Annotated in this window: 11 protein-coding genes; all 11 read left to right on the forward strand. The window is 72.3% G+C overall.

Going from position 1 to position 13,640, the window contains the following annotated elements; all coding sequences use genetic code 11:
* The first annotated feature begins 102 nt into the window (after positions 1–102).
* The 11 genes from mftC (at position 103) to AB0J91_RS07150 (ending at position 13,587) form a co-directional block, all read left to right on the forward strand.
* Positions 103–1,290 (forward strand): mycofactocin radical SAM maturase, encoded by a 1,188-nt coding sequence (gene mftC, locus AB0J91_RS07100; RefSeq protein ID WP_363864991.1) that lies wholly within the window; start codon positions 103–105, stop codon positions 1,288–1,290.
* The gene (locus AB0J91_RS07105; protein ID WP_363864993.1) at positions 1,287–3,293 is read left to right on the forward strand and encodes an FAD-dependent oxidoreductase; all 2,007 of its coding nucleotides are present in this window, start codon (positions 1,287–1,289) and stop codon (positions 3,291–3,293) included. Before mftC ends, AB0J91_RS07105 begins: the two co-directional genes overlap by 4 nt.
* Positions 3,290–5,233 carry a mycofactocin system FadH/OYE family oxidoreductase 2 gene (locus tag AB0J91_RS07110; protein WP_363864995.1) on the forward strand — a complete coding sequence of 648 codons (1,944 nt, stop codon included), beginning with the start codon at positions 3,290–3,292 and terminating at the stop codon, positions 5,231–5,233. Before AB0J91_RS07105 ends, AB0J91_RS07110 begins: the two co-directional genes overlap by 4 nt.
* The gene (locus AB0J91_RS07115; protein ID WP_363864997.1) at positions 5,230–6,156 is read left to right on the forward strand and encodes a mycofactocin-associated electron transfer flavoprotein alpha subunit; all 927 of its coding nucleotides are present in this window, start codon (positions 5,230–5,232) and stop codon (positions 6,154–6,156) included. Before AB0J91_RS07110 ends, AB0J91_RS07115 begins: the two co-directional genes overlap by 4 nt.
* Entirely contained in the window at positions 6,149–7,435 is a 1,287-nt protein-coding gene (locus AB0J91_RS07120) for an FAD-dependent oxidoreductase (RefSeq protein ID WP_363864999.1), read from the forward strand. Before AB0J91_RS07115 ends, AB0J91_RS07120 begins: the two co-directional genes overlap by 8 nt.
* 12 nt (positions 7,436–7,447) lie before the next feature.
* On the forward strand, positions 7,448–7,735 hold the full coding sequence (locus AB0J91_RS07125; RefSeq protein WP_363865001.1) for a 4Fe-4S dicluster domain-containing protein: 288 nt from the start codon (positions 7,448–7,450) through the stop codon (positions 7,733–7,735).
* A gap of 4 nt (positions 7,736–7,739) precedes the next feature.
* Complete coding sequence (locus AB0J91_RS07130; RefSeq protein ID WP_363865003.1) at positions 7,740–8,576, forward strand: mycofactocin-associated electron transfer flavoprotein beta subunit; 837 nt, start codon at positions 7,740–7,742, stop codon at positions 8,574–8,576.
* The gene (locus AB0J91_RS07135; RefSeq protein WP_363786769.1) at positions 8,573–9,355 is read left to right on the forward strand and encodes a mycofactocin-coupled SDR family oxidoreductase; all 783 of its coding nucleotides are present in this window, start codon (positions 8,573–8,575) and stop codon (positions 9,353–9,355) included. The genes AB0J91_RS07130 and AB0J91_RS07135 overlap by 4 nt, the downstream gene beginning before the upstream one ends.
* Positions 9,352–10,695: a mycofactocin biosynthesis glycosyltransferase MftF gene (gene mftF, locus AB0J91_RS07140; protein WP_363865005.1), complete on the forward strand. Its 1,344-nt coding sequence runs from the start codon at positions 9,352–9,354 to the stop codon at positions 10,693–10,695. The genes AB0J91_RS07135 and mftF overlap by 4 nt, the downstream gene beginning before the upstream one ends.
* On the forward strand, positions 10,692–11,366 hold the full coding sequence (gene mftE / locus AB0J91_RS07145) for a mycofactocin biosynthesis peptidyl-dipeptidase MftE (protein WP_363865007.1): 675 nt from the start codon (positions 10,692–10,694) through the stop codon (positions 11,364–11,366). Before mftF ends, mftE begins: the two co-directional genes overlap by 4 nt.
* 193 nt (positions 11,367–11,559) lie before the next feature.
* The gene (locus AB0J91_RS07150; RefSeq protein WP_363865009.1) at positions 11,560–13,587 is read left to right on the forward strand and encodes a hypothetical protein; all 2,028 of its coding nucleotides are present in this window, start codon (positions 11,560–11,562) and stop codon (positions 13,585–13,587) included.
* Positions 13,588–13,640: the final 53 nt, after the last annotated feature.

Below are 13,640 nucleotides of genomic sequence, written 5' to 3' on the forward strand. Positions count from 1 at the left end.
GGTGCGGGCCGAATCCCACACCTGAGACGGCGGCTTCGCCGCGTTGAGAAGAACAGTCGCCACCCAATGCCGACGACGAAGTCCCGTTGGAAGTGAGCCTGGATGACCACCACAGCACCGGTTCCCGCGCTTGTCGAGCAGTTCAAGGGCGGACTCGACGCCCCCATCTGCCTGACGTGGGAATGGACCTACGCCTGCAACCTCGCCTGCGAGCACTGCCTGTCCTCCTCCGGGCGGCGGGACCCGAACGAGCTCTCCACCGCCGAGATGAAGGCGGTCATCGACGAGCTGCAACGCATGCAGGTCTTCTACGTCAACGTCGGCGGCGGTGAACCCACCGTGCGACCCGACTTCTGGGAACTCCTCGACTACGCCATCGATCACCAGGTCGGGGTCAAGTTCTCCACCAACGGGCTGCGCATCGACGCCGAACGCGCGCGCCGCCTGGCCGCCACCGACTACGTCGACGTGCAGATCTCCCTCGACGGTGCGACCCGCGAGGTCAACGACGCGGTGCGCGGGCCCGGATCGTTCGACATGGCGATGACCGCGCTGCAGAACCTCTCCGACGCGGGCATGCGCGACTTCAAGATCTCGGTGGTGATGACCAGCCAGAACGTCGACCAGCTCGACGACTTCAAGGTCATCGCCGACGGGTTCGGCGCGCAGCTGCGCATCACCCGGCTGCGGCCGTCCGGGCGCGGCGCCGACGTGTGGGACGAGCTGCACCCCTCCGACGCGCAGCAGCGGCAGATCTACGACTGGCTGGTCGCCCGCGGCGACCAGGTGCTCACCGGTGACTCGTTCTTCCACCTCAACGCGCTGGGATCGACTCCGCTGCCGGGTCTGAACCTGTGCGGCGCGGGCCGGGTGGTGTGCCTGATCGACCCGGTCGGCGACGTCTACGCGTGCCCGTTCGCCATCCACGACGTGTTCAAGGGCGGAAACGTCCGCGACGAGGGCGGTTTCGCGCGCGTGTGGCGGGAATCGGAGCTGTTCAACGATCTCCGTCAACCGCAGTCGGCGGGGGCGTGCGCGTCGTGCGCGCACTACGACTCCTGCCAGGGCGGTTGCATGGCGGCCAAGTTCTTCACCGGGCTGCCGCTGGACGGACCCGACCCCGAGTGCGTGCAGGGGCACGGGCAGTCCGCGCTGTCCATCGTGGACAAGAGCGAGCTGCCGAAGGCGACGCAGGACCACTCGCGCACCTCGCGGCGCAAGGTCGGGCTCGGCATGCCCGCCGTCCCGGCGAAGCCCTGCGACTCGTCTCCGCTGGTGAGCGGGTTGTGAGCCTCGTCGATCCCGTCCGGCTCGGCCGGAGCACCGCACCGTCGCGGGTCCTGTTCGGACCGCACGAGACCAACCTCGGTCGTGATCGGGACATCTCGGACCGGCACGTCGGCTACTACGCGGCGCGCGCCGCCGGTGGAGCCGGTGTGCTGGTCACCGAGATCGCGAGCGCGCACGACTCGGACTGGCCCTACGAACGCGCTCCGCTGGCGTCGAACTGCGGGCCGGGCTGGGCCGCAGTGGCCGAGGCGTGCCGTCCGCACGGGACGGTGGTGCTCGCCGGACTCGGGCACTCCGGGTCGCAGGGCTCCTCGGCGTTCTCGCAGCGCGTGCTGTGGGCACCTTCCCGGGTGCCCGACGTCGCCAGCCGCGAGATGCCGATGGAGCTGGAGCAGGACGAGATCGACGCGCTGGTGGCGGGTTTCGCCTCGGCATCGCGCGAGGTGATGCGCAGCGGACTGCACGGGGTCGAGCTCAACGCCGGCCAGTACTCGCTGCTGCGGCAGTTCCTGTCCGGGCTCACCAACCAGCGCTCCGACGACTACGGCACCGACCGCACCCGCCTGCTGCGCGAGGTCCTCGCAGCGGTCCGCGAGGCCGTCGGGGACGGCGTGCTCGGACTGCGGTTGTCCTGCGACGAGCTCGCCCCGTGGGCCGGCATCACGCCCGAGGCCGCGGTCGGCGTCGTCGAGTCGGTCCGCGACGCGGTCGACTACCTGGCGGTCGTCCGCGGATCGGCGATGGGCACCTCCGCCACCCGCCCCGACCTGCACACCGAGCCCGGCTTCAACATCGATCTCTGCAGGGGGATCCGCGAAGCCGCCGGGGGAACTCCGGTCGTCCTGCAAGGCAGCGTCGTCGAACCGGAACAGGCTCAGCGAGCCCTCGACGACGGCGTGGCCGACCTGGTCGAGATGACCCGAGCGCAGATCGCCGATCCCGACCTCGTCGCCGAGGTCCGCGACGGCACACCGGTCCGCCCCTGCGTGCTGTGCAACCAGAAGTGCAACGTCCGCGACAACCGCAACCCCATCGTCACCTGCATCGTCAACCCGTCCGCAGGCCACGAGACCGACGAACCCCTGATTTCCACTGAAATCCGCAGTCCGTTTTCCACTGAAGTCGGGAACCGGATTTCCACTGAAGTCGGGGGCCGGATTTCCACTGAAGTCGGGAACCGGAGTTCCACTGAAGTTGGGGGCCTGGGTTCCACTGGGGTTCGGGTTGGTTCTGGGGTGGAGCCGGGGTCGGTGTTGGTGGTGGGTGGTGGGCCTGCGGGGTTGGAGGCCGCTCGGGTGTTGGCCCTGCGGGGGTGGAGCGTGGAGGTCGTAGAGCGCGAGGACCGGGTTGGCGGGATGGTGCGCACTGCGGCTGAAGTCGCCGGTCGGGAGCGTTTGTCGCGGTCGGTCGAGTGGTTGGAGGGGGAGGTCCGGCGGCTCGGCGTCCAGGTGCGGCTCGGGGTCGAGGCCGGTCCGGAGGACGTGGCCGGGCGCCAGGTCGTGGTGGCGACCGGATCCGTGCCGGGACCCTGGGGTTTCAAGGTCGACGGGGGTGTGGTGCTCGACGTGGTCGAGGCTCTCAGCGGTGAGACGCCCGAGGGGCCGGTGCTGGTGCACGACCCGGTCGGGGACTTCGTCGGCGTCGGGGTGGCCGAACTGCTGGCGGGCCGGGGCGTGGAGACCGCGATCGTGACGCAGGACCAGGTCGTGGGCACGCAGCTCGCGCTGACCGGCGACCTCGCCGACGCCAACGCGCGCCTGCAGCGGGCCGGGGTGGCGTTGGAGAAGCGGTCCCTGCTGCGCGAGGTGCGGGCCGATCACGTGGTCCTGGAGGACGTCCACACCGCCGAAATCCGGGAACGCCCGGCCACCACCGTCGTCCACTGCGGACACCGGCTGCCGGACCAGCGGCTCGACGGCGTGCGGATCGGCGACTGCGTCGCGCCCCGCACCGCGCACGAGGCGATCCTGGAAGGCCGTCGAGCGGCGGGAGGTTTGCGATGAGCCGCTACCTGTTCTCCCCGCTGCGGCTGGGGCCGGTGACGGTGCGCAACCGCATCGTGTTCTCCGCGCACCTGACCAACTACGCGCGCGACGGCCACCCCACCGAGCAGCACGCCGCCTACTACGCGGCGCGCGCCGAGGGCGGTGCCGGTCTGGTGATCACCGAGGAGCACTCGACCCACCCCACCGACTGGCCGTACGAGAAGCTCATCCACGGCTTCGACCCGTCGGTGATCTCCGGCTACCGGCGCATCACCGAGGCCGTGCACGCCCACGGCACCCCGATCTTCGCGCAGCTCAACCACAACGGCGGACAGGCGTCGTCGATGTACTCGCGGCTGCCGGTGTGGGCGCCCTCGGCGGTGCCCGACCCGATGTTCCGCGAGGTTCCCAAGGCCATCGACACCCGCGAGATCGCCGAGGTCGTCGCCGGGTACGGCACGGTCGCCGCGCACTGCGCCGAGGGCGGGTTCGACGGCGTGGAGTTGCAGTGCTCGCACTCGTCGATCGTGCGCGGCTTCCTGTCCCCGGCCACCAACAAGCGCACTGACGAGTACGGCGGATCGCTGGCCCGCCGGGCCCGCATCCTGCTGGAGATCATCGGCGCCGTCCGCGAATCAATCGGTCCCGACCGCGCGCTGGGCGTGCGGATCTGCGGCGACGAGCTGATCGAGGGCGGCACCACCATCGACGAGGCCGTCGAGGTCGCCAAGATGGTCGAGGCCACCGGCGAGGTCGACTACATCAACACCTCGATCGGCGTGGCCACCTCGACGCTGTACATGATCGAGGCGTCGATGGCGATCCCGCCTGGGTACGCGCTGTTCATCTCCAACGCCATCCGCCAGGCCGTCGACCTGCCGGTCGTCGGCGTCGGCCGCATCAAGGACCCGCTGCAGGCCGAACGCGCGCTGGAGGAGGGCCACTGCGACCTGGTGGGCGTGGTGCGCGGCCAGATCGCCGACGCCGACTTCGCGGCCAAGGCCCGGTCGGGGCACGCCACCGACATCCGGACCTGCCTGTCCTGCAACCAGGAGTGCGTCGGCCGGATGGGCCTCAACCGCTGGCTGGGCTGCATCGAGAACCCGCGCACCGGCAAGGAGTCCACCGCCCTGCCGATGCCGCGCAGGCGCAGCCGCGTGCTGGTGGTCGGTGGTGGCCCGGCCGGCTTGCAGGCCGCGTCCACGGCGGCCGAACGCGGCCACCACGTGACGCTGTTCGAGCGGGCGGCCGAGACCGGCGGGCAGGTCGCGCAGGCGGCGAGCGTGCCGGGACGAGCCGAATTCCTCGACGTCGTGCGGAACCTGCGCGCCGAGTGCCAGCGCCACGGCGTGGACATCAAGACCGGGACCGAGGCCACCGCGCGGCTGCTCCGCGAGGAACGCCCCGACGCGGTCGTGCTGGCCACCGGAGCCCGACCGCAATCACCGTGGTGGGCGGGCGATCTGCCGCGCGTGGTCGACGTGCGCGACGTGCTCGCCGGGGACGCCGCGCCCGAGGGCGACGTGCTGATCGTCGACGAACTCGGCTTCCACCAGGCGGCCTCGGTCGCCGAGCTGCTGGCCGACCGGGGGTGCCGGGTGCAGATCAGCACCCCGGGCATGGTCGTCTGCCAGGACCTCGGCGTCACGCTGGACATGGAGACCTTCAACATCCGCGCGCACGCCAAGGGCATCGGGCAGCGCACCGACGAGGTCGTCATGGCGGCCTCCGCCGACGGCGAGCGGGTGTCGCTGCAGATCCTCAAGCACACCACCGGTGAGACGGGCGAGCACACCTTCGACTGGGTGGTGTGCGCGGTGCACCAGAGCCCGGTCGACGAGTTGTGGCTCGAGCTGCGCGACGCGCCGTTCCCGGTGCACCGCGCGGGCGACTGCCTGGCACCGCGGCGCGCGCACGCGGCCGTGATCGAGGGACATCGAGTGGCGGTGGAACTGTGAACGCGCTGCCCGAGGTGCTGGCCGTGGTCGTCGTCCGCGACGGCGCACTGCCCGGCGGGGCCGACGAGACCGTAGCCGAGGCCGGGGGAGCGGTCCTGCTCGTCGGCACCGGAACCGCCCGCGCCGCCAAGGAACTCCGCACCGCCCGCAGCACGTGGACAGCCGAGACCGCCCAGGTCGGGCCCGGTTCGCTGGCCGCGACGCTGGGGCCGCTGCTCGACGCGGTGCGGGTGGTGCTGCTGCCCGCCTCGCCCGACGGGCGCGACCTCGCGCCCCGGCTGGCGTTCGGCACCGGCAGGCCGCTGCACGCCGGAGCGACCCGCTGCGGCACCGACACCGCCGATCTGTCCAGAGTGGACGACTCCCTGGAGATCCAGGTCCGCTTCACCGGGCCCGTGGTGGTGACGCTGGCATCCGGAGTGCGCGGCGTCGGCCACCCGATCCCGCCACCGGAACCCGTGACCATCGACGTCACACCCGCTGAGGTGCTCGACGCCGAACCGGTCGAGCTCCGCGAACCCGAACCGGAGACGGTCGAGCTCACCGAGGCCGAACGCATCCTCGGCGGCGGAGCCGGTCTGGTGAGGCAAGGCGAGGACGGCACGGCCGTGATGCGCACGCTGACCGAGGTCGCCGCGTGGCTCGGCGCCTCCGCCGGAGCGACCCGGGTGATCACCGACGCCGGGTGGGCCGGGCACGACCGGCAGATCGGCACCACCGGCGTCGTCGTCGACCCCGAGCTCTACGTCGCCCTCGGCATCTCCGGCGCTGCGCAGCACACCGGTGGACTGGGAAGACCCGAGCACGTGGTCAGCATCAACACCGACCCGTCCTGCCCGATGACCGCGATGGCCGACCTCGGCATCATCGCTGACGCCCCCGAAGTCCTGCGCGAACTCGACCGCCGGAGACGAGATGCCTGAAGTCGACGCCGTCGTGGTCGGCGCCGGTCCCGCCGGATCGGCCGCCGCACTGGAGCTTGCCCGAGCCGGGCGCAGCGTCATCCTGCTCGAACGCGGTCCGTTCCCCGGCTCCAAGAACGTCTACGGCGGAGTCGTCTACGGCCGGGTGCTCGACGAGGTGCTGCCCGAGTGGTGGCGCGAAGTGCCGGTGCAGCGCTGGGTGACCCGCCGCAGCACCATGATGCTCACCGATCGCCAGGCGCTCACCGTCGACTTCCGCACCGAGGACTGGGGCAACGCCCCCTACAACGGCATGACGGCCTTTCGCGCCGACTTCGACTCGTGGCTGGCGGGCAAGGCCGTCGACGCCGGAGCGCGGCTGGTCACCTCCACGGTGGCCACCGACGTGATCCGCGAGGACGGCCGGATCGTCGGCGTGCGCACCGACCGCCCCGACGGCGACATCCGGGCGCGCGTGGTCATCGCGGCCGACGGCGTCAACTCGTTCCTCGCCAAGCGGGCCGGACTGCTGCCCGCGACCGACCCCGAGCACCAGACGCTCGGCGTCAAGGAAACCCTGGCGCTGCCGCGGAAAGCCATCGAGGAGCGCTTCGCGGTCACCGGCGACCACGGCGCGGACTTCGAGATCCTCGGCTGCACCGGGAACATCCCCGGCGGCGGTTTCCTCTACACCAACCGCGACACCGTCAGCGTCGGCGTCGTCCTCTCGCTCACCGGGCTCGCCGCCTCGGGCAGGCGCCCGGAGGAGGTGCTCGCCGACCTCAAGGCGCACCCGGCGATCGCCCCCTACCTGCGCGGCGCGGAGCTCAAGGAGTACTCCGCGCATCTCATCCCGGAAGGCGGGTACCGCAGCATGCCGCCGCTGTCCACGCCGGGGATGCTCGTCACCGGTGACGCCGCCGCGATGTGCCTGGCGGCCGGGATCTGGCTGGAGGGGGTCAACTTCGCCATCGGATCCGGTCTCGCCGCCGGGCGCACCGCCGCCGAGTCCATCGAGAACGGCGGCGGGCTCGACGGCTACCGCGAACGGTTGGAGGGCAACTTCGTGCTCGCCGACCACAAGCGGCTGCAACGCGCGCCCGGCCTGGTGCTGTCGGACCGGGTGCAGCAGCAGTACCCGAAACTGCTGTGCGACTTCGCCCAGGGCGTGTTCACCGTCGGCAACCCGGATCCGAAGCCTGGTCTGGGCAAGCTCTTCCGCGCTACCGCCGCCCGTCACGGCGTCCGACTGCGGAAGCTGGCCGCGGACGCGTGGACCGGACTGCGCACCTTCGGCTGAGGAGAAGCGACCATGTACCGAGACATCTCGTTCGACGACCGGATGGACACCGTGGACTTCGACGTCGGCGAGCGGGCGCACATCACCGTCGACACCGAGGTCTGCCGGTCCTGCACCACCAAGGCGTGCGTGGCGGCCTGCCCGGCGAAGCTGTTCGTGCCCACCGGCGACGGCGGCATCCTGTTCAACTACGAGCAGTGCTTCGAGTGCGGCACCTGCTACCAGATCTGCAACAACGCCGGAGCCATCAGCTGGACCTATCCCGACGGCGGTCACGGCGTCGTGTTCCGGAAGAGCTGAGCACATGCGCATCGCCGTGGCACTGAGCCGATCCTGGCAGCGGGTCGAGGTCGACCCGCTCACCGGCGCCCTGGCCGGCGGGCACCGGGGTGAGAGCGCGGCCGAACACGCCGCGCTGGAACACGCGCTGCGGCTCGCCGAGCTCACCGGCGGCCAGGTCCACGCCATCACCGCCGGCCCGGCGGAAGCGGAGGAGGGGCTGCGCGAAGCCCTGGCGGCCGGAGCGGACCGCGCCACCCGCGTCGACGTCAGCACCCCGCTGGACCCGAACGCGCTGGCGCACAACGGATCCACCGCCGCGGCGCTGGCCGCCGCCTTGCCGGAGGTGCCGGACCTGGTGCTCTGCGGCGACCGGTCCTCCGACGGCGGAACCGGCGCGACCCCGGCGTTCCTCGCCGCGCACCTGGGTGCCGCCCAGGCGCTCGGCGCGGTCCACCTCGAACTCGACGGCGACCGGCTGCTGGTCCACCGCCGGCTGGACCGAGGCGCCCGCGAGGTCCTGCGCCTGCCCGGCCCCGCCGTGGTCTCCGTCGAAGGCGGGCTGCGGCTTCGACGCGCCGCGCTGCCCGCCGTGCTGGCGGCGCAGGACGCCGAGATCGAAATCCTGCCGTGGACCCCGGCTCCCACCTGCGCCGACGTCGTCAGCACTCGGCCCCGGCGCCCGCGAGCCCGCGAACACCTCGCGCCCAGCGGGGACAGCGCCCACCACCGGGTGCTGGAGCTGACCGGCGCGCTGGTCGAGCGCACCCCGCCGACCGTCATCGGCCCGCTGAGCGCGGCCGAGGCCGCCGACGAACTGCTGGCCTACCTGCGACGCCACGGATACGGGGCGCGGCCGTGAACCGGGTCGCGATCGTCACCGGAGCCGCCAGGGGAGTGGGGGCCGCGGTCGTGCGGCAACTCGTCGGCGAGGGCTGGCGGGTCGTCGCGCTCGACGTGTGCGCCGACCTGCCCGGCGTGGCCTACCCGCTCGGCACCCGCGATGAACTGCGCCGACTCGCCGACGAGCACCCGGAGTCGGTGCGCGAGGTCGTCGCCGACGTCCGCGACGCCGCCGCACTGGCCGAAGCCGTCCAGGTGGCCGAGGCCGAGTTCGGCGGGCTCGACGCCGCCGTCGCCGCGGCGGCCGTGATGGCCGGTGGGTCGCCGCTGTGGGAGACCACCGACACCGAGCTGGACCTGCTCTTCGACATCGACGTCCGGGGCGTGTCCAACCTGGCCCGCGCCGCGGTCCCGGCGATGCTGCGCCGGCCCGAACCCCGCGCCGGGCGGTTCGTCGCGCTCGCCTCGGCCGCCGCGCACCGGGGCCTGCACCACCTGGCCGGCTACAACGCGGCCAAGCACGCGGTGGTCGGGCTGATCCGCGGACTGGCCACCGACCTGCGCGGAACCGGCATCAACGCCACCGCGGTGTCGCCCGGCTCGACCCGCACCGACATGCTCACCGCCACCGCCGCCTACTACGACCTCGACGACGTGGAGGAGTTCGCCGGGCACCAGGTCGTCGAACGACTGCTGGAACCCGAGGAGGTCGCCGCCGCCGTGTGCTGGCTCTGCGACGAACGCGCCTCGGCGATCACCGGCACCGTCGTCCACGCGGACGGAGGCTTCACGGCGTGAGACTGGTGGCCGATCCGAGCCTGCAGCGCTGGGACGACGGGCGGACCGTCGCCGGCGGATCCCCGTACCGCATCATGCGGCTGACCGCGCGCGGCGGCGAACTCCTCGACGACTGGCTCGCCGGAAAACCCGTGACCAGCGGGAGGTCGCTGGCGCAGCGGCTCGTGCGCACCGGTCTGGTGCACCCCGAGCACGACACGGCGAACCTGGGACCCGATGACGTCACCGTCGTCATCCCCGTCCGCGGCGAGAACCCCACCGCGCTGCTCGCGGCCCTGGAGGGCCTGCGCGTCATCGTCGTCGACGACGGCTCCCCGGCACCGATCCCCGGTGCCGCCGTCCGCCATGACACCGCACGCGGTCCGGCCGCCGCGCGCAACGCCGGACGACGCCTGGTCACGACTCCGCTGGTGGCCTTCCTCGACGCCGACACCCTCCCGCAGCCCGGCTGGCTGGACCCGCTGCTGCGCCACTTCGAAGCACCCGACGTCGCCGCGGTGGCGCCGAGAGTGCGCAGCACACCCGGTGGTTCGGCGCTGGAGCGCTACGAGCGGACCCGCTCACCGCTGGACCTCGGCCCCCAACCCGGACCCGTGCTGCCCGGCAGCCGCATCAGCTACGTGCCCACCGCCGCGCTGCTGATCCGCACCGAAACCCTCGACGAACTCGGGGGTTTCGACGAGACCATGCGCTTCGGCGAGGACGTAGACCTCGTGTGGCGGCTCACCGCCAGCCACCAGGCCCGCTACGAACCCGCCGCGATCGTCGAGCACGCCCCGCGCCCCAGCTGGCCCGCGCTGCTGCGGCAGCGCTACGGCTACGGCTGCTCGGCCGGGCCGCTCGGGCGCCGCCACGGCGAACACGTCGCACCCGTGCGGATCTCGCTGTGGAGCGTGCTGACCTGGCTGCTGATCGCACTGGGCCGACCCGGGGCCGCCCTGGCCGTCACCGGCGCGGCGGCCGTCATGCTCAGCCGCAAGCTCGGCGCCCTCGGCATCCCGGCGACCGAGTCGATCAAGCTCGCCGGGCGCGGGAACCTCGGTGCGGCAAGGCTCCTCGGTGATGCCATCGGACGCTCCTGGGCGCCGCTGGCGATCCCGCCGCTGCTGCTGACCAAGCGCGGACGCGTCGTGCTCGCCCTCGTCGCCGCCCGCAACCTCGCCGAGAAGGGCGAGCTCGACCCGGTCCGGCACGCCCTCGCCCGCGTCGCCGACGACGCCGCCTACGGCTGCGGCGTGCTGCGCGGGGCCCTGCGCGAACGCAGCACGATCGCGCTGCGACCGGTGCTCACCGACCGAGGTGGGCGCAGCAGCGTGCCCGTCAACGGGGACCCGGCGTGAACCTCGGCGACACCACCTGGCCCGAGCTGCGCGAACCCCGGCTGCTCGCCGTCCCCGTCGGCGCCACCGAGCAGCACGGCCCGCACCTGCCGTGCACCGTGGACACCGACATCGCCGGCGCGCTGTGCGAGCGCCTCGCCGAACAGCGGCCCGTCGTCATCGCCCCCGCCGTGGCCTACGGCTCCAGCGGAGAGCACGCCGCGTTCCCCGGAACCCTGTCCATCGGGCAGACCGCCACCGAACTGCTGCTCACCGAGCTCGGCCGCTCGGCCGACGCCTTCGCGGGCGTGGTGCTCGTGTCCTGCCACGGCGGCAACGCCGCACCCGTGCGCAACGCGGTGCGCACGCTGCGCTCCGAAGGCCGCCGGGCGCTGGCCTGGTCGCCGACCGGGCCGGCCGACGACAGCCACGCCGGGCTCACCGAGACCTCGGTGATGCTCGCCCTCCGGCCGCACACCGTGCACCTGGAACGGGCCGAACCCGGCAACACCGCACCGCTGCCGGAGCTGATCGACCGGCTCCGCGACGGCGGCACCGCCGCGGTCAGCGACAACGGCGTCCTCGGTGACCCGCGCGGCGCCAGCGGATCCGAAGGCCGCCGAATCCTTCGCGCCTGGACGGAAAGCCTCGTCGACGCCGTCGACACCTGGGCGTCGACCACCGAGCGCTGACCCGGAGCCGATGGCCCGGCGAAAAGGGCGAAAACGCCCATCTATAGTCGATCACGCGGCCCGCCCGCCAGTGAGCAGGGCGCGGAACACCTTTCTGGAAGGACCCGTTGGGTTGAGCGTGATGAACGACCTCGTCGAACCTGAGTTATCGGAGCCGACACGACGAGGGAACATCCCCGCGCCCCGGTGGCGAGTGGACCGGATCGCCCTGTGGGCGGTGCCGCTGCTGGCGGCCGTGGCCGGACTGGGCTTCGTGCTGGTGAACGTCCACTACAACGGCGGCCACTACATCCCGCCGCTGGACGACACCTACATCCACCTCCAGTACGGCATGCAGATCGGGCAGGGCGAGTTCCTGCGGTACAACGACGGCGACCCGATCAGCACCGGCGCCAGCAGCCTGCTCTACGTGCTGGTGCTGGGTGCGCTGCACTTCCTCGGGATGCACGGCGGTCTGCTGATGCCCGCCGCCGTCCTGTTCGGCGTGGTCTGCCACGCGCTCACCGCCGGTGGCGTGGTGCTGCTGGGCCGCCGCGTCGCCGGCCCGGTCACGGGGGTGTGGGCGGGCGTGCTCGTCGCGCTCAGCGGACCGCTGCTGTGGGGCGCCTCCAGCGGCATGGAGGTCTCGATCACCTCGTTGCTGCTGGTCGCGACGCTGCTGATGCTGGTGCGCGAGGCGCCGAGCGGAGCCTTCAGGTTCACCCCGGTCCTGGTGTCGCTGGCCGCCCTGTGCCGGCTGGAAGCCCTGGTGTTCCTGCTGCTGGTGCCGCCGCTGATGATGGCCCTCAGCGCGCGTCGCGGGCGGAGCCTCGCCGCCCGGATCGCCTCGGTCGCCTGGTGCGCTCTGCCGTTCGCCGTGATCGCCGCGCAGCTGCTGTTCTACCTGGTCACCACCGGGCACTCCTCGCCGAACGGCTCGCAGGCCAAGTCGCACCTGAGCATGCCGAACCTGAGCCTCGGCGAACTCGCGGGCAAGACCGCGGACAACTTCTCGGCGTTCATGGAGATCCTCGCCGGGCTCAACCGGCAGGACTTCGCCTTCCCCGGCGCGCTGCTGCTGGCCGCGCTCGGCGTGGCCGTGCTGGTCCGCGACGGCGGGACGCGGCGGTGGGTCGGCTGGACGATCGGCATCGGAACGCTGCTGGCGCTCGGCGCGATCTCCACGATGGGAACCGCGCTGTGGCAGCAGGTCCGCTACCTGCAGCCGTTCCTGCCGCTGTTCGTGCTCGCCGCCGTCATCGGTCTGGTCGAGGTCGGCAAGCGGCTGCGGCTGGGCGACAAGGCCCCGGTGGCGCTGCTGGCGGTGGCCGGGCTGTTCACGGCCCTGTCGGTGCCGACCTGGGTGCACAACGCGGTGCAGGACTCCGGCGGCATCCGGGAGCGCGTCGTCGCCCTGGCCGCGTGGACCAAGGGCAACCTGCCGGAAGGCGCGCGGTTGGGCGTGCACGACGTCGGCGCCGCCGCCTACCTGGGCGGGCACCCGACGGTGGACCTCGTGGGACTGACGACCAACGGCCTCGCCAAGCCCGCGCTGCACGGCATGGGCGCCCTCTACGAGGAACTGCGCGCGATGTCGCCCGACGACCGCCCCGACTACATCGCCATCTACGACCGCATGCCCAACGGTGTGCAGCTGGAGCACCTCGCCGACGCGGGCGTCCTGGGGGCGCCGGTGCTCTCGCTGCCGGTGATGACGGTGTACAAGGCCGACTGGAGCCTGATCGACACCGGTGACGTGCCGATGCGGCCGTTCCGCGGCACCATCCGCGACCACGTCAACGTCGGGTCGATGACCTCGGAGTCCGACCACGAACACGAGGTGCACACCTCGCGAGCGGGCTTCCAGCCGCTCACCGAGGCACGCACGCTCGAAACCGGTGGGCACGAGGTCGTCGACAGCGCCAGGCACATCGTCGGCGAGGAGGAGTTCACGCTGCGCAACCTGGTTCCCGGGGAGGAGGTCCGGCTCATCGCCCGGCACGACTCCACCGGCCCCAAGCCCGGGCTGTACACGGGAGCGCGGGACGTGCGGGTGTTCGTCGACGGCACCGACCTCGGCAAGCACTGGCTCAAGCCGGAGGCGAAGGGCTGGTCGGAAACCGTCATCACGATCCCGGCGCACCTGGTGACCAGCAGCGAGCTGACCGTCCGCCTGGCCGGGCTGACCTCGTTCGGCCCGTCCCCGGACTACAAGGCGTTCGGGTACTGGGCGGTCCAGTGACACCGTGACCTGGGCCGGGCGCGGTTGACACCCGCGCCCGGCCTTTGTGTACT

Origin of the sequence: Saccharopolyspora sp. NPDC049357 (assembly GCF_040677225.1) — a bacterium.
Lineage (GTDB): Bacteria > Actinomycetota > Actinomycetes > Mycobacteriales > Pseudonocardiaceae > Saccharopolyspora.

Bases quoted from the DNA above. Each gene is read 5' to 3' on its own strand.
- AB0J91_RS07125 (WP_363865001.1), top strand. From the start codon at position 7,448: ATGTACCGAGACATCTCGTTCGACGACCGGATGGACACCGTGGACTTC.
- AB0J91_RS07110 (WP_363864995.1), top strand. From the start codon at position 3,290: ATGAGCCGCTACCTGTTCTCCCCGCTGCGGCTGGGGCCGGTGACGGTG.
- mftC (WP_363864991.1), top strand. From the start codon at position 103: ATGACCACCACAGCACCGGTTCCCGCGCTTGTCGAGCAGTTCAAGGGC.
- AB0J91_RS07120 (WP_363864999.1), top strand. From the start codon at position 6,149: ATGCCTGAAGTCGACGCCGTCGTGGTCGGCGCCGGTCCCGCCGGATCG.
- AB0J91_RS07130 (WP_363865003.1), top strand. From the start codon at position 7,740: ATGCGCATCGCCGTGGCACTGAGCCGATCCTGGCAGCGGGTCGAGGTC.